Source organism: Profundibacter amoris (assembly GCF_003544895.1).
Taxonomy (GTDB): Bacteria; Pseudomonadota; Alphaproteobacteria; order Rhodobacterales; family Rhodobacteraceae; genus Profundibacter; species Profundibacter amoris.
Window position 1 is genome coordinate 3,427,529 of record NZ_CP032125.1, and the last position, 16,100, is coordinate 3,443,628.

Here is a 16,100-nt window from a genome sequence, read left to right on the forward strand (position 1 = left end):
CGCGCGGCCCGTTAAGAATTCCGGTGGGCGTTGGGGGTGGAAGCCAGCGCGCCGCTGTTGACCAAGCATATAGGGCAAGGCGGGCGAGTCTGCAAGGGGCGATTACAGGCGCCGTGTCAGGATACGTTATAATACTCCCGATACCACGCCACAAATTTCTTTGCCCCCGTGCGCACGTCGGTTTTCGGTGCATACCCCGTCAGCCGTTTCAACAGGGATATATCGGCCCAGGTGGCGGGCACATCGCCGGGCTGGATGTCCATGAAATTCTTTTTCGCCTCAACCCCGATGGCGGCTTCCATCGCGGAAATGAAATCCATCAGCGGCACGGGTTCGGCATTGCCGATATTCACCTGCCGGAACGGCGCAACGGGGCTAAGGCTGTCGCCGTCCTCGATCGCATCCCCGGAAACGGGGCGCACCGGCACCGCATCGATCAGGCGCAGGATGCCTTCGACCAGATCCTCGACATAGGTAAAGTCGCGTTTCATTTTGCCGTGGTTGTAAACGTCTATCGCCTCATTTGCATAAATGGCCTTGGCAAACCGGATTGGCGCCATGTCGGGACGGCCCCACGGGCCGTAAACGGTGAAAAACCGGAACATGGTGGTCGGGATGCCATACAGATGGGCATAGGAATGGGCCATCGCCTCGTTCGCCTTTTTGGTGGCGGCGTAGAACGACATCTGCGTGTCCACCTTATCGGTTTCCTTATAGGGCATCTGCGTATTGGCGCCGTAAACCGACGATGTCGAGGCCATCAAAAGGTGTTTTGGAGGATAGGCGCGGGCGGCTTCCAGCAGTTCATAAGCGCCCAGCAAATTGGCCTGCACATAGGACTTCGGATCCTCGATCGAATAACGCACACCGGCCTGCGCCGCCAGATGGACAACCACATCCACCCCTTCGTCGCGCATCAGGTTTTTCAGCATATCGGGGGTTTCGATGCGCGCATTGATTGCGGTGAAATGCGGTGATTCCAACAGCATTTCGTGACGCCGTTCTTTCAGCGACACATCGTAATAATCGGTCATGGCATCAACACCGATCACCCGGAATCCGGCCTCGAGCAGCCGTTTGCTGGTAAAGTATCCGATAAATCCGGCAGAACCGGTAACGAGGGCTGTGCGCATAATAAGGGCCTTGCTCTTGCGGGTTTCTTATGGGGACAGAAACGTCACGCCATCCATTTGCTTGATGCGGTTTACATCGTCATCGTAAATCTTTGTCAGTGCTTCTACAGTTTCATCCGTCCAGCTGGGCAAGTCGATTACTTCTTCTACGGCATCGCTTAGATAAAACCGTTCCAGAAAAACAATTCGTAAACGCCGGCGTTGGGCCTCGGTCAGATTGGGACGATCCGCCAGATATTTCGCCAGAAGGGCCTGGCCTTCTTCGGAAATGATCATGTTAATGATGTCATTTTCCCCCTGTAAACTTATCTTGGGGTCTATTGCAGCAATCTTGTGCAATATAGCTGACCAGATTACGGGGCTGTCTTCATTGCACCAAATAGTGATCGGGCAATCGGGGTTTGCCTCCTGGATTCTGGCGATTACGTCAGACCAGCGCACTGTTGCCAAATCGGTATTTTCCATAAACTGCGGATATTTCTTTTCTTTCTGCCCCCTGAAAACATTCGGAATAAAGACAGCGGGATTGGCAACTCCAAGGAAAAATTCGCAAGGGTTGTCGGGGAAAAGGTTTCTGATAGCGGCTGTATTCTTACCTGCGTTATCGTAAAATCTGCCGCCGTAAAACATCCATGCCGGAACCCCCAGAAAGCTGGGGTTTGTCATGATCAAACGCTTGACCTTCTCTTTCCCGACAATCGCATTCAGAAGATTTTCCTGATCAGTAACCGACGGTTTTTCGCCCTGCAGTTCCTGAACCATTTCCGCAATCAGCGGGCGATACAATTTTGGGCGACGCAGATACACATTCTTTTCTGACAAAAGCACTGCATCCTTGCGCAGGGACCACGTCACCTGTTCATTATCCGTAAAAGGCGCCCCCAGATGGTAAACGATGTTGATATCTGTGCGCATAATTGTCTGCGGTCCGCTCTGGTTACTGCCTGTCAGCATATCACCTTTTCAAAGGGTGCCTCAAGGCGGGTTTGATTACGTTCTATTTAACTATGATCATTCGCAATTCTAGTCAGCATTTTCCGGAAAAACCTGTCATTGCGTTGTGCCAACACATAGCGGCAAACCCGGCGCGCCAATTCGGGGCGGCCGCGGTCCAGTGCAAGGTTTGCCAGTTCCCGTTGATAACGCGAAAAATCATGGCGTTTACGCAGCAGCTTATAGAACGTTAGCCGGTCCAGTTCCCCCAGAATGGATTTGCGGGCAATTTCCTGCAAAATCCCCATCTGCTGCAATGACGATCCCAACCGGTGCCCCAACAGCGGACAGCGCCAATGGGTGACATTATCACCGGTAAACCGTGCGGCATGGGCGGCGTCAGCTGCAACATAGGGATCATACATCAAATGAACATTGGCCGCACTTTGGCTGCTGATTGATGCGTCCCCGTAGGGGCCGGAAAAATCACGGCTCCAGACTTTTTTATAGCGCATTTCCCAAGGGACGATTTCTTTGTCCAGTGTCGATTGCGGGCTGATCACAAAAACGGTCGATCCTTTGGCCGCCGCCGAATAGGCCGCCGCGCCATAACCCCCCATCGAGGCCCCGTAGAACACCACGCGTTTGAACTGATCAAAAAAGCCGCTGTCGCGCAGGCGGTCAAATTCGGCCACCACCGCATCATCGCGAAACCATGTCCAGCCGTTTGCCATCACACCCAGCATCGACCAGCCTTCGGATTCGATAAACGAAAACCCCCAAGGGCGCCGGTCATCACGTTTGGTCATTGCAATATCAAGGTTGTCAAAGGTCACCACCAACGTATCGCCACGCGGGATATACAGGAACGAATGTTCGCCACAGTCGGTAAAAAACCCGTCTTTGCCCGCCAGCTTTGTTGCGATTTCCGACCATTCGCCGGCCGGTTGCGTTTTCGGCTCGACCGACATGACAACAATGCCATTGGTATCCTTTGTTGGCTTCGTCAATGTATTGCAACCACCATAGGATGCCAAAAACGGATATGTGCCCGATCCTTTGCGCACCTCTAGAACCAAACGGCTTTGAGAGTGCAACACCCTGTCCATAATCGCTGCCAGCGCCTTGATATTATAGCGCGCACCGAAACTGTCTATTGAAAGTAAAACATCGCAGGATTCCAGATTGCGCCATTTCGTGATGACACTGACCGAAGATTCGTCAATACCTGCAGCATGTAACCGGCTTTGGTAATCCGATAGTTTCTCTGCGTCGATCCTGCCAAGCCTCCCCGCAGGTGCAACACCGATCAATATAATCCGACAGCCGTATCTGTGATGCAACGCAATCGTCAGTTCGGGTGCGCCGCAATTAATATCGATCACACTGTCCACATCATCCAGGTCCAGCGCGCCAAACACACGGGCCGTATCAACCGTGGTCACGATCATAAGCCTTTAATTGCCATTTGGGTATTCTTCGAAAAAGAACCGAGCCACCCCGGCTAACCTGCTGGTCGTATGCAAAACCACATTCTGACAAAGCATCGAAACACATCTTGATTCCGATCCGCTTGATCTTGCGTGTGTGAATTTCAAGGAACACCTTATCGATACCTGACAAGTCCAGCGGTGAAAACAAATCCTTCTCCCCCCCCTCGATATCGACTATAAGGGTGTTCGCGTTGAATTCCTTTATCAACGAAGACAAATGGACTGTCGGCACCTCGACTGATTTCACATATTCGTCTTCGCTATCAAGCGATGACGACCAGAACGGCTCGCGCACAAAAAAATCTGCCACACCGGGGGTGCCCGCATCGTTCAGGGCAACAACATTGCGCACCTCGGCCGTGGTAATCCCGTTTTCTTCATGCACCTTTTTTATGAAATTGCATAAATTCGGGTCGGCCTCTATGCACATAACGTTTTTCATACCCAGTGCTGTGCTGATAAACGAAGATATAAACCCGATACCGGCCCCCAGTTCGATCACCCGGTCATCGGGCTTGATAAATTTGGGGGTCCCGGTGACCTCGTCGTTTTCATACCGGCCCTTTTTGATCGAGCGTGCAATTTTAGGGGTGATGATCAATGGATCATAGGGAATACGAACACCCTCTATTTCCAGTATTTCGGTCATTATGAGCCCTCTGTTTTTACCACGACCGTGGAGTATTTCGGGTGTTTAACCAGTACATCTACCTTGCCATAGGCCTTCATTGCACCAATCCCGCCCGATCCTTTGCGAATATCCAGAACTATGGCCCCGCCTTTTTTAATCTGGTTTGCAAAAAAGCCGTCATAGGTGGCAACCGGATAATGAAACCCGCAAGACGCCAGACTGATTGCCAGATCGAAACTGCCAATATCCGCCACACTTTCCTTGTTTGGATTCACCAGCTGGATCTTTTCCTTTGGTACCCCGTTGCCGGTCAGAAACCTGAATGCCTTGTCCAGGCTGGCATAACCGGCGCCCGAATTTGCAAAACCAAAATGGCGATCCTTGCTTTGTTCGATGTCAATCAAGGTGATGTCAGCCTGATAACGGTGATACAGAAACAGATCCGCAAAAGCATAGCCACAACCAATATCGGCAATGCTCGCAGGGGGGTGCGTATCAAGCGATTTGACAAAATACTCACATTCGCGACGCGCGACCTCCAGGGCTTGGGTAAGAATTTCGTCACGGTTATCCCGTGCGTATTTCTGTAAAGGTATGTCATTGCCATCCATCCATTCACGGATTTCCTGCCTGACAGCCCCCACTTCGGACCGCTGCAAAAGCAGATTTGCAACATCCGCATCATCAAACATGGAAAAATCCACATTTTCGATTGGTTCGATTACATTTGTTTTTTTCATCAAGTGGGCCGTTTTCTGTGGATCTATCTTGTGACGTTTGCACAGCATGGCAACATAGCTGTCCTTATGGGGTATGCCATCGTATTTTGCGGCGATATTCCGAAACCGGCGACCCCAGAAATGTATCGAAAGAGTATCGTCACGGATCATATTCTTTGCCTTGTTGAACCTGTTCGGATTCAGCATCACACCGGCAATGGAAAAAGGAACTGGATAGATTACATGGCCGGGTCGGGAATGCTCTATTTCACCGGTTGCCTTCAGAAACCATGTTAGAGCATCCGGCCCCCAAACGCCCCAGGGCAGCAGAGACACATGGACGCCTTCACCCACCTCTTTCAGATTCCGCAGTTTTTTTTGCCTTTCAGGGCTGTACCAAGGCGGAATCGGGTATTCGTCACTGGTGAAATCCAGCATATCCCTTAACGTTTTACTGTCCTTTGGTAGACGTAAAACACCATTGTTTACAATCGGTTTCTTGTCCGAAATCCAGCCGTGAAAATGCGCGCCCTTTTCCACATCCCAAGGCTGACAGCAAAACGCATCGGTATCAGCCCAAATGTTATCGGTCTGTTGCAGCATGTGCAGACGGAAAATATCTGCATGATAGGCAGGGCTGCCGGTATTGGCATGGCGGATGATGTTGTCCGACGGCAGGATGTCATTGGCATCCGCCATCCGCACCCCCTTGGGCACATTTTCAACATTGTCATAGGTATACAGCACCACCTCGTGCCCGTGATCCAGAAAGGATTTCAGGCAGAGTTGTTCCATCCAGCCCAGTTCAGGACCAATCCATAATGTGCCGATTGTCGGAAGGGCCATAGAATTCCTCGATACTTCAAAACATCCAGCCAATAGATGGCTGCGTTACATTACCTGCTCTATATACGTCGGGAAACATATCAATTGCGGCAGGCGGTTTGTCAACGAAAGCCCCATCGTTTACCCGAACTGTTGTTAATGCGCCGTTTCACCATCTTCGACTGTAAAGAAAAATTTCTCGTCAGGGTCTTTGTCAGCAATCTCGTCCGGAATGACGCTCGGCCCTTGCAAAAACACGTTGCGCCCGAATTGCGAATGCATCCGTGACAGCTTTTCCAGCTTCGGGTCGGTCAGCTCTTTGTAAAAGGCCGCATAGCTGTCGCCGGCTTTCAGTTCTTTTATTTTGGCGCTGTGCTTTTCCACCGAATAGGCGTGGGCTGCGGCAATGTCCGGATCAGCCAGCAACCGGTCCATTTCCGCCCGCACAGCCGGAACTATTCGCTGGATCGACCGTTCTTCTACTGCGTTGTTGTTCATCCGGAACCAGTAAACCAGCCCCTGATCACGATCGACATGGTTCACCCGCCCGCGATCCCGTTTCACAAGGAAGCTTTCAGCGGACCGCACAGCGTAATGGTTCAACTGCACCAGATCATAGCCATAGGTCGTCACGGTGGACCGCCAGCCATTGCGATACATTTCGCTGGGCATTTGCCTGCCCGATCCGTTCACCCAGTTGATGTCTTCCCACAGTTGCGGTTTCAGGCCCTTGGGCCGATGCACCCCCATCTTTTTAAATATCCCGACATTGTGATACAGCGTCTTGAATCCCCAAGCCTGATGCGGTTTGCGGATGAATTCCTCGGCGCAGCGGGTGAATTGCTCGATGATCAGGCCGTCTTTGAATTCATGCACATCGTTGTTACCGAACAACCGCCATGTCAGCGAAATCATATTGGCATCCCCGATGGCATCATACAGCGCATTCAGCGTGCCATCACCGCATTTGATGTCGATAAATTCGTCCACATCCATGCAGATCAACCAATCGGCGTTCTTCACCATCGGTTCATTATCGGCCGCCTGCAACGCGGCGTGTTGCGGTTTCAGGCCGGATTCGCGGAACGGGTTTTCACGGTGCTGCACCAGCCCCTTGCCTTGCAACATCTGCAACATGGTGTCGGTGCCGTCGGTGCAGTCATTCGTATAGACCAGAAAATCCTGCACCCCGATCACACGGTGATAGGCCAGCCATTCCAGAATGAACGGCCCTTCGTTTTTCATCGTGGTAACAATGCAGGTGCGGGTTTCGCCTTTCTTGCGTTTTTCGGCGTTTTCCTCGGGCGTTCGGACCGGTTTATAGTTGAAAATATTCTGTGCCAGTTCCAGCAGATGCCGGTCCTCGATCAGGCTGGTTTTGGGCACGATTTTCGACACCGTTTCGGTCGGATGACGCAGGGCCATGCACCGCAGATATGGCGCGGTTTCATCCGCTGCGGGCGGCGCGCCCACCACACGGATCAGACGCCAGACGGTGTTTTTCTTGGCCACAGCAGGCGCCACACACCAGCGTTTGCGCGTTCCTTTGGCATCGAACTGACGGCAAATGTGGTCCCCGAACCGCGCCGGTTGGTTCGGACGCACACGCCATGGGTAAATCTGGTGGCCGTCCAGCTGGATACAGCCATGACTGGCCTTTGTGGCGCGATCAAACACATTTGGCCCTTTGCGCTTGACCAGCAGGTCATACATCTCGATCGTCATCACCGCTCGGGCAGTGTTCAGAAACCGAAGGCGGGCCAGTTCGAAAAGTTGCAATTCTCCCAGCGGGGACGTCCAGGGATCGGCGGGCGGGATCTCCATCCGGTCCTTGCCCGGCGCACCAGGCACATTATAGGGATGTGCCTCGGGCGGTAAATCGGGTTTGCCCAGCGGCACAGGCGAATCCAGCAAGACAAGCCGTTTCAGCCCTTTGATCCTGGCCGCTTTGTTTTTCAGTTTGTTCGCATAGGGTTTATCACTTTCCGGCGCGGCACGATCCAGTATCAACGCCGCGTTCATACCGTGGTGTTCGACGTGGTATTGCAACCAGTCCAGCGTGGTTTCCAGTGTTTCGCCATTGCGAATTGCGAACCCCACGTTCAACCCTTCGAACAGGTCGGTCTCGGCCTCGGACAACCCGATTTCCATTTCCGTTTCACCAACTGAAACCGAAACCGGCGCATCCCCCGATATGGTGCAAGTCAAAATCGGCGCATCGCCCACGCTGCGCATATCAACGATCTCGGTGTCTTTTCCGGCCAGAAATTGATCCATCGGCGTATTGGCCGCAAAAAACAGCCGCGCGCCATCCGGCGTGGGAACGGCATCCAGCACGGTAACATCACCGAAGCGTTGCACATTCAGGGTGCGTTTCTGGAACATGCCGTTATTTGCCATCGTTCTGTATTGCCTTCAAATAGCGGTCAATTTGCGTGCGGTATAATTCGTAAGCGGGTGGTTTGCTGTCACCACAGATCGCCAAATGCCAGAACAGTTCGATATTGTCCTGATCCTCGATCATCTTCTGAAACCGTGATTTATGGGAAAGAAAGGCATTTTCATGCAGGTTAGAGACTGATTCAATCTCCATCAGCTCTTGCAGCTTTGCCTTGGTGGCGGGCAGCATTTGCAGGATGCTGTCATCCTCAACCGTGTTGAAATTGCGCTCGATCCAGTAGCCCAGCCCGATTTCACGATCCGTCCGGTTGGGCAACCCGCGCGCGCGCTTCACCATAAAGGATTCCGCCGAACGCAGGGAATAGTGGTTCAATTGCACCAACGCATTGCTGACCCCGAGGCCGAACAGATTGATCCGCGCATCCTTCTTCGCAAACCATCCGGGCAGGGGGTTCCCGCCCCCGTCCACCCAGTTCGGCACGCGGTCCTTGTTTCGCTTGGGGCGATGCACCCCCAACTGGCGAAACGCGGCGGGGCGAAACAGGGATTTGAAAAAATGCGTGGTGGGCAACCAGTTGCCAAGCGGCGCGGCGCGCAGAAAGGTCTCGGTCGTCAGCGCGTCCCGCATTTCGATCTGCCCCGCATTGCCAAACAGCCGCCACGGCATCGCCACCGCATCCGTTCCCTTGGGCAACCTTGTAATCATATCCTGCAATGTGGCCAGCGGCGGGCGCAGGTTGATAAATTCATCGCTATCCGTGATCAGAACCCAATCCGCATCCGCCACCAGCGGATGATCCCCCGCATGTTTCAGCGCCTGCCATTGCACGGTACGTTTTCCGGTGGGTTTTTGCCGGATATGTGTCACTAATCCGGCGTTTTGCAGCGCGTCCATGATCAGATCGGTACCATCGTCGCAATCATTGGTGTAGATCAGGAAATGCCCGACCCCCGCCGCCAGATGGTGGGCGATCCATTCCAGGCAATGCGGCCCTTCGTTGCGCATGGATGTTATCGCAAGGATATTCACGAACTGCCCTTAATAACCAATCACTTACCCCATAATCGGGGTTTTAGCCGTCTTTGTCTATGCGCATGTCTTTGCGACCAATGGAAACATAAGCCTGAAAGCCGGCGCGCTTGGCGTCTTTGGGGCTGTAGACATTGCGCAGGTCAGCCATGCGGGCTGTGTTCATCTTGCGGGCCATACGCTTCAGATCCAGTGCGCGAAATTCGTTCCATTCGGTCAGAATCACCACCACATCGGCGTTATGCGCGGCCTTATAGGCATCCTCGACCCAGTGAACGCCGGGCAGCAGATGTTCGGCCTCGCGGTGGCCTTGCGGATCAACCGCCCGCACCTTGGCCCCGCCACCGACGAGTGCGGGCACAATGGTTAACGCAGGGGCGTCGCGCATGTCGTCGGTGTTCGGTTTGAACGTCACGCCCAGAACGGCAACGGTTTTGCCATTCACACTGCCGTCGCACAGGTCCATCACCTTGTCGATCATCCGGCGCTTGATTTCGTCGTTCACCTTGATCACCGTTTCGGTGATCTGCATCGGTACCGCATGTTCCTGCCCCATCCGCGCCAGCGCGCTGGTGTCTTTGGGAAAGCACGACCCGCCATAGCCCGGACCAGCGTGCAGGAATTTGTCGCCAATCCGGCCATCCATACCCATGCCCTTGGCCACATCTTTGACATCAGCGCCGGTGCGTTCGCACAGCGCGGCAATTTCATTGATAAAGGTAATCTTGGTCGCCAGAAACGCGTTGGCGGCGTATTTGATCATCTCGGCTGATTCCAGATCGGTGTAAACCACCGGAAAATCGCGCAGGGATAGCGGGCGGTAAATATCGTCCATCACATCCTTGGCGCGGTCACTATGCAGACCAACCACCACACGATCCGGCCGCATGAAATCGTCAATCGCCGCGCCTTCACGCAGGAATTCAGGGTTCGAGGCCACGTCGAATTCCGCATCCGGATTGGTCTTGCGGATCACCCGCTTGACCTGCCGGTTGGTGCCCAGCGGCACAGTCGATTTGGTGACAACCACGGTATAACCGGTCAGCGCATCGGCAATTTCCTCGGCCGCGGCATAGACATAGGTCAGATCGGCATGGCCATCGCCACGACGCGTCGGCGTGCCAACGGCAATGAATACGGCATCCGCACCGGCCACCGCCGCCTTTAGATCACCGGTAAAGGACAGCCGCCCGTCACGGACATTTTTCGCCATCAGGTCATCCAGGCCCGGCTCGTAAATCGGTACCTCGCCACGTTCCAGCATGGCAATTTTATCGGGGTCCTTGTCAACGCAAACCACGTCATGCCCGAAATCGGAAAAACAAACACCTGACACCAGCCCGACATACCCTGTGCCAATCATCGCAATACGCATACCCAAATCTCCGATAAAGTTATGGGCCGTGGTATCGCATCCGACACAGCCCCGACAAGGCAAATCGCCGGTTTACATCCCCAACACATCACGTTTGCGCCGCAACAGGTTCATCGTGTGAACCAGTGCGGCAGTAATTTCGGGTTCAGACAGGGCATGGCCGGACATGGGAATCATTTGCAGATCGGCCTTGAGCATGGCCTGCGCAACCGTCCACGCCGAAAGCGGCGGGCAGATCATGTCAAAACGGCCCTGAACAATTGTTGCCGGAATATGCGATATTTTATGCAGGTTCTGTTCGATCCAGCCATCATGTTCCAGAAACCCGCCATTAAAGAAATAGTGGTTTTCCAGTCGCGAAAACGCCAGTGCATATTCGGCGGGGGATTGGGCAGTCGGGCCATTGCTGATGATCGAGGCAAGGGCATTTTCCCAAGCGGCCCATGTGCGGGCAAAGGCAATCTGTGTGTTGCGGTCATCGCCAAACAGACGCTTGTGGTAGGCGACAATCAGATTATCCCGTTCGGATATCGGCACCATTTTGGCGAAATCTTCCCACAGGTCGGGCCAGAACGCACCGGCCCCGCCACCATAAAACCAGTCCAGTTCGCGCCGCGTCATCAGGAACACCCCGCGCAACACCAGATAGGCCACGCGGCTTGGGTGGGTGATGGCATAGGTCAGCGCCAGCGTGGCGCCCCAACTGCCGCCAAACACCAGCCAGCGATCAATATCCAGCGTTGTGCGAATCCGTTCGATATCCGCCAGCAGATGCCATGTGGTGTTATTTTCAACATCCGCATGCGGGGTCGAACGCCCGCACCCGCGTTGATCAAACAGAATGATACGATAAACCGCCGGATCAAAATAGCGGCGCATCGCAGGGCTACAGCCGCCGCCGGGTCCGCCATGAAACACCACCACAGGCACGCCATCGGGGTTGCCGCATTGCTCGATATAGATGCGGTGGCCATCGCCCACGTCCAGCATCCGCGTATCAAACGGTGCGATTTGCGCAAAAAGATAATGGGCTGCGCTTTTTTGCCCTGCGTTCCTGTCCATAAAAAGCCTATAGGTTTGTAACAGCCCTAATTGAGCATATGGAGTTCAGAATGCAAGCCGCGCAGACAACAGTTGATCCCGCAGAAGTCGCCAAATTCGAGGCAATGGCCGCGGAATGGTGGGATGTGAACGGGAAATTCAAGCCGCTGCACATGATGAATCCCTGCCGGCTGGACTATATCACACAGCAGATTGCCAAACAATTTGACCGCGATCTGACATCGCCGGAACCCTTCAAAGGCCTGCGCCTGCTGGACATCGGCTGTGGTGGCGGGTTGCTGTCCGAACCAATGGCGCGGCTGGGGGCCGAAGTTGTGGGGGCTGACGCCGCCGAAGGCAACATTCCGGTGGCACAGATCCATGCCGAACAGCAGGGGCTGGATATCGATTACCGCCACACCACCGCCGAAGCACTGGCCGAAGCAGGCGAGCAATTCGACGTGGTGCTGAATATGGAAGTGGTCGAACATGTGGCCGACCCACTGGCCTATCTGACGGCCTGTCAGAAATTGCTCAAACCGGGCGGGTTGATGCTGTGCTCCACCATCAACCGCAATCCGAAAAGCTATCTGGTGGCGATCATCGGGGCGGAACATATCATGCGCTGGCTGCCCAAAGGCACCCACGAATGGAACAAGTTCATCACGCCGGGCGAATTGGTCGAATTGATCAAAAACGCAGGGTTAGAGCCTGTTGACCGCACCGGTTTCGTATTCAACCCGATTGCGTGGTCATGGTCCCTGTCGGATCGGGATCTGTCGGTGAACTATGTCACGGCCAGCGTGAAACGCTGATTGTCTTGCAATTATTCACTGTTCAACGGTAAGTTGCTGAAAACAGTATATAGAGCAACAATTCGAGCAGGCGATTATGAGTAAAACAATTTCTGACACGCCAATGCCCAATGGCATGATGGCACGGGCCCGTTGGGCCGCGGAACGCACCCCCGAATCCCGTAACCGCGCCGTTGATCTATACCGCGCTGTGGCCATCATGTTTGTTGTGCTGGGACACTGGTTGCTAGTCGCACCGGTGATCCGCAACGACGAAGTTACGTTGACCATCCTGCTGGCCGAACAACGCTGGACCCAATATGCCACATGGCTATTTCAGGTAATGCCGGTGTTTTTCTTTGTCGGCGGGTTTTCCAACCGGTTGTCCTGGGAATCGGCCAAACGGAATCCGGAAAAGAAACGCGTCTGGGCCTCGACCCGATTGGCGCGGTTGCTGAAACCCACCTTGCCGCTGGTGCTGATCTGGGCGGTGGCGGCCTATATCGCCGGACGTATGGGTGTTAACCGCGAATTTATCGGGGATGCTTCGCAAGCGGCTCTGGTGCCGGTATGGTTTTTGGCCGTTTACATCATCATCACCGATGTTGTGCCCGTCACTTCGGCGGTGTGGGACAAGCTGGGGATGTGGTCGGTCGCCATTCTGGCGCTGGGCGCGATTGCGGTGGATACGATCGCCTTTGGCTATGATCAGGGCTGGTTGCGCTGGACGAACTACGGGTTTGTATGGCTGGCTGTGCATCAACTGGGTTATTGGTGGCAAGGAACCCACAGGGCCAAAACATGGGCCGTGGGGTTCATCGTGCTGGGTCTTGTCTGGCTCTATGTGCTGATCGCCAAACTGGGCTTTCCGATCGCGATGGTCAGTGTACCGGGCGAGGAAATTTCCAACACCCGCCCGCCGACCACCGCGATGTTGGCGGTCGGCAGTGTGCAAATCGGCACAATCCTGTTGCTAACTGCACCTGTTTCTAAATGGCTGCAAAACGTGCGCCCTTGGGCATGGGTGATCGTTTTGAACCAGATGATCATGTCGATTTATCTGTGGCATCTGACTGCGATGATTGCTGTTGTTGGTATCGCCGTTTGGCTGGGTGGCCCCGGCCTGCGGGTTGAGCCGGGTATCGGTCAATGGTGGATGATGCGCCCCGTCTGGGTGGCATTATATATCGCGATGCTAATCCCGCTGGTGCTGATCTTCTTGCGATTCGAATCCGGCAGCCGCGCGACGGAAAAGGGCCAGCCTGGTCCGTATCAGGCCATTCCGGGGGCGTTTCTTACCTGTGGTGGCCTGATCATGATGGCGATGAACGGAATCTCGGCGGATAATTTTATCGGTGTGAACTGGATTGCCGTTGGCTTGGTCATACTTGGGGTCGGGGTGGCAACGAAACGCTTTTAGATGCTTTCGTCCAGCTGATCGCGCAATTCGCGCAGAACCGGCAGGGCGCCGCGCACCTTTTCTGGACCGATTTTTTCAACAACCTTGGCAATGATCGGCGTGATTGCGTTCAACGCCACTTCGCGCGCCACACGGCCCGAGGGGCTGATGGTCACATGTTTGCGCCGCGCGTCGTCCCAGTCGGGGCGGATGTGGATATGGCCGGCCCATTCCAGTTTGTTCAGCGTGTTGGTCATCGCCCCGCGGGTGACGTGAAACGCCTTGGCCAGTTGCGCGGGGGACCGTTCGGCGTTCACATTCGCCAGATGGTTCAGCACCGAAAAATGCGACAGCTCCATCCCCTTTGGCAACGCCTTGGACAGGCGGTTGCGGGCCAGTTGGTCAGCCATGAAAATCTCGCTGAACAGGGCAACGGCAAGGGGATCGTTTGTATCGCTCATTGTGGCCCCCTGAAGGCGCGATCATGGGACAAAGACGGTATCTTGCGCCGCGCCGCGTCCACCTCGGCCAGATCGAAATCAACCAGCGTCAGACCCACATTTTCGCCACCATCCGCCAGAACCTCGCCCCAGGGCGACACGGCCAGCGAATGCCCGTAAGTGCTGCGGGATCGCCCCTTGGTGACCGGATGTGTGCCGCATTGGGCGGGGGCAAAAACATAGCAGCCGGTTTCAATCGCGCGAGCGCGCAGCAGGGTTTCCCAATGGGCCTTGCCCGACACCGGCGAAAAGGCGGCGGGGCCGGTCAGGATTTTCGCGCCACTCTGTGCCAGCGCACGGTGGAGATGCGGAAAACGCACGTCATAGCAGATCGTCATGCCCACCCAGCCGAAATCCGTATCGGCAATCACCGCACGGTCACCGGGCCGGTAACCACCGGATTCGCGGTAAGTTTCGGTTTCGCTGATCTGCACATCGAACATGTGGATTTTATCATAACGCGCCACGATGTCACCTTTGGGCGAAATCATGAACGACCGATTGGCAAACCGCCCGTCCGCATCGCCGGTTTTCAACCCCAGCGACCCGATCAGCAACCAGACACCCAGCGCCTCGGCCTCGGCCCTCAGGGCGGCAAGGGTGGGATCATCGGCCTCGAGGCTTAGCACCTCTTGCTGGTGCGCGCGGCTGTCGGAAACACAGTTCGTCACCTCGGGCGTCAGCAGAAACCGCGCGCCCGCACTTGCGGCCTGTCGCATGAATTCCACCACCACCGGAATATTTTCCGATGGCTGGTCAGACGAATTCAACTGGATCAGGGCCGCTTTCATAACCTACCCCGCCAACATCGCGTCAAGTTTTCCCGCGCGTTCCAGCGCGTGCAATTCGTCACAACCGCCAACGTGTTTGTCGCCGATAAAAATCTGCGGCACCGTGTGGCCGCCATTGGCCCGCGCCATCATTTCCTGACGCAACGCTGGGTCGCGACCCACGTTGTATTCGGTAAATTCTACCCCTTTGCTTTTCAACAGCCGTTTGGCGGCCACACAAAACCCGCAAAAGTTCGAGGTATAGATTTCTACTGTCTGCATTCTTCCATTCCCATAGTTTCGCCGAACTATAGGGATTTATGCATCCTTCGCAACGCGTGCCAGTGTCACGGTGAAAACATCTTTGGCGCCGGCGGCCAGACAAGCCTCGGTGCAGGCGGCCAGAGTGGCACCGGAGGTCATGACATCATCCACCAGCAGGATCGAGCGGCCAATCAGACGGTGGCGGCGTTTCGGGTTGACCGCAATTGTATCGGCCAGCATCCGGAAACGGGCATCGCGCCCCAGACCATCCAGCGACCGCGTGCGTTTCCTGCGGGTCAGCAGGTCGGGACAATCGGCCAACCGCAATTGTTTCGCCAGGGCCTGCGCCAGCAGGGCGGACTGATTATAGCGACGTTTCAGCAGACGCATCCAGTGCAGCGGCACCGGCGCAATCAGCATTTCGGGTTGCAGTAGCGGCACAACCACCTGCGCCAGCCATGTTGCAGCAGGGTTTGCCAGATCCAGCCGGTCGCCGTGTTTCAATGCCAGCACCAGTTTGCGACCGTTGTCCCTGTACAACAGCGCCGAGCGCCCCCGCGACCACGGCCGCGCGATGGTCATGCAGTCGTCACACAGAATATTGTCGTCGCTATCCTCGCCCGGCAAGGGGGTTCCGCATTTGTCGCAAACCAGCCCGCCGATAAACGGCGTATCCCGCCAGCAGGGGCCGCACAACGCATCATCCCCTTCAACCAGATCGCGACAGGATATACATTGCGACGGGTAGATCAGTTGAAGTGCCGATTGCATTTCCTGTCAGTCCTCATACATT

Annotated in this window: 15 protein-coding genes; 2 read left to right on the forward strand and 13 right to left on the reverse strand. The window is 55.0% G+C overall.

All coding sequences use genetic code 11. The annotated features are described in order from the left end of the window. Window positions 1–116 precede the first annotated feature (116 nt). The 9 genes from BAR1_RS17140 to pip form a co-directional block, all read right to left on the reverse strand. Window positions 117–1,133, reverse strand: coding sequence for an SDR family NAD(P)-dependent oxidoreductase (locus BAR1_RS17140; protein ID WP_118944156.1), 1,017 nt, complete (start codon window positions 1,131–1,133; stop codon window positions 117–119). A 27-nt stretch (window positions 1,134–1,160) separates the two neighbouring features. Further along, on the reverse strand, window positions 1,161–2,048 hold the full coding sequence (locus tag BAR1_RS17145; RefSeq protein ID WP_118944157.1) for a hypothetical protein: 888 nt from the start codon (window positions 2,046–2,048) through the stop codon (window positions 1,161–1,163). Window positions 2,049–2,134: 86 nt separating this feature from the next. After that, window positions 2,135–3,517 (reverse strand): hypothetical protein, encoded by a 1,383-nt coding sequence (locus tag BAR1_RS17150; protein ID WP_118944158.1) that lies wholly within the window; start codon window positions 3,515–3,517, stop codon window positions 2,135–2,137. After that, window positions 3,498–4,208 carry an FkbM family methyltransferase gene (locus BAR1_RS17155; protein WP_118944159.1) on the reverse strand — a complete coding sequence of 237 codons (711 nt, stop codon included), beginning with the start codon at window positions 4,206–4,208 and terminating at the stop codon, window positions 3,498–3,500. Before BAR1_RS17155 ends, BAR1_RS17150 begins: the two co-directional genes overlap by 20 nt. Next, window positions 4,208–5,755 (reverse strand): class I SAM-dependent methyltransferase, encoded by a 1,548-nt coding sequence (locus BAR1_RS17160; RefSeq protein WP_118944160.1) that lies wholly within the window; start codon window positions 5,753–5,755, stop codon window positions 4,208–4,210. The genes BAR1_RS17155 and BAR1_RS17160 overlap by 1 nt, the downstream gene beginning before the upstream one ends. Window positions 5,756–5,890: 135 nt before the next feature. Further along, a complete protein-coding gene (locus BAR1_RS17165; protein ID WP_118944549.1) occupies window positions 5,891–8,119 on the reverse strand; it encodes a glycosyltransferase family 2 protein in 2,229 nt (742 codons plus the stop codon). 4 nt (window positions 8,120–8,123) lie between these two features. Beyond that, a complete protein-coding gene (locus BAR1_RS17170) occupies window positions 8,124–9,164 on the reverse strand; it encodes a glycosyltransferase family 2 protein (RefSeq protein ID WP_228408613.1) in 1,041 nt (346 codons plus the stop codon). Window positions 9,165–9,207: 43 nt separating this feature from the next. Continuing rightward, the gene (locus BAR1_RS17175; protein ID WP_118944162.1) at window positions 9,208–10,539 is read right to left on the reverse strand and encodes a UDP-glucose dehydrogenase family protein; all 1,332 of its coding nucleotides are present in this window, start codon (window positions 10,537–10,539) and stop codon (window positions 9,208–9,210) included. A gap of 72 nt (window positions 10,540–10,611) precedes the next feature. Continuing rightward, the gene (gene pip / locus BAR1_RS17180; protein WP_118944163.1) at window positions 10,612–11,601 is read right to left on the reverse strand and encodes a prolyl aminopeptidase; all 990 of its coding nucleotides are present in this window, start codon (window positions 11,599–11,601) and stop codon (window positions 10,612–10,614) included. Between the two features lie 50 nt (window positions 11,602–11,651). Here pip and ubiG point away from each other — a divergent pair, with 50 nt between their 5' ends. Together ubiG and BAR1_RS17190 are read left to right on the forward strand one after the other, a co-directional pair. Then, window positions 11,652–12,395 (forward strand): bifunctional 2-polyprenyl-6-hydroxyphenol methylase/3-demethylubiquinol 3-O-methyltransferase UbiG, encoded by a 744-nt coding sequence (gene ubiG / locus BAR1_RS17185; RefSeq protein WP_118944164.1) that lies wholly within the window; start codon window positions 11,652–11,654, stop codon window positions 12,393–12,395. Between the two features lie 76 nt (window positions 12,396–12,471). Next, complete coding sequence (locus tag BAR1_RS17190) at window positions 12,472–13,794, forward strand: acyltransferase family protein (protein ID WP_118944165.1); 1,323 nt, start codon at window positions 12,472–12,474, stop codon at window positions 13,792–13,794. Here BAR1_RS17190 and BAR1_RS17195 read toward each other — a convergent pair. From BAR1_RS17195 to BAR1_RS17210, 4 genes are read right to left on the reverse strand one after another with little or no spacing between them, the layout of a single operon-like run. After that, a complete protein-coding gene (locus BAR1_RS17195; protein WP_118944166.1) occupies window positions 13,791–14,234 on the reverse strand; it encodes a MarR family winged helix-turn-helix transcriptional regulator in 444 nt (147 codons plus the stop codon). The two genes, BAR1_RS17190 and BAR1_RS17195, sit on opposite strands and share 4 nt — an antisense overlap. Then, window positions 14,231–15,064, reverse strand: coding sequence for a carbon-nitrogen hydrolase family protein (locus tag BAR1_RS17200; protein ID WP_118944167.1), 834 nt, complete (start codon window positions 15,062–15,064; stop codon window positions 14,231–14,233). The genes BAR1_RS17195 and BAR1_RS17200 overlap by 4 nt, the downstream gene beginning before the upstream one ends. A gap of 3 nt (window positions 15,065–15,067) precedes the next feature. Further along, window positions 15,068–15,325 (reverse strand): glutaredoxin 3, encoded by a 258-nt coding sequence (grxC, locus tag BAR1_RS17205; protein ID WP_118944168.1) that lies wholly within the window; start codon window positions 15,323–15,325, stop codon window positions 15,068–15,070. A gap of 36 nt (window positions 15,326–15,361) precedes the next feature. After that, the gene (locus BAR1_RS17210) at window positions 15,362–16,078 is read right to left on the reverse strand and encodes a ComF family protein (RefSeq protein WP_118944169.1); all 717 of its coding nucleotides are present in this window, start codon (window positions 16,076–16,078) and stop codon (window positions 15,362–15,364) included. Window positions 16,079–16,100 lie beyond the last annotated feature (22 nt).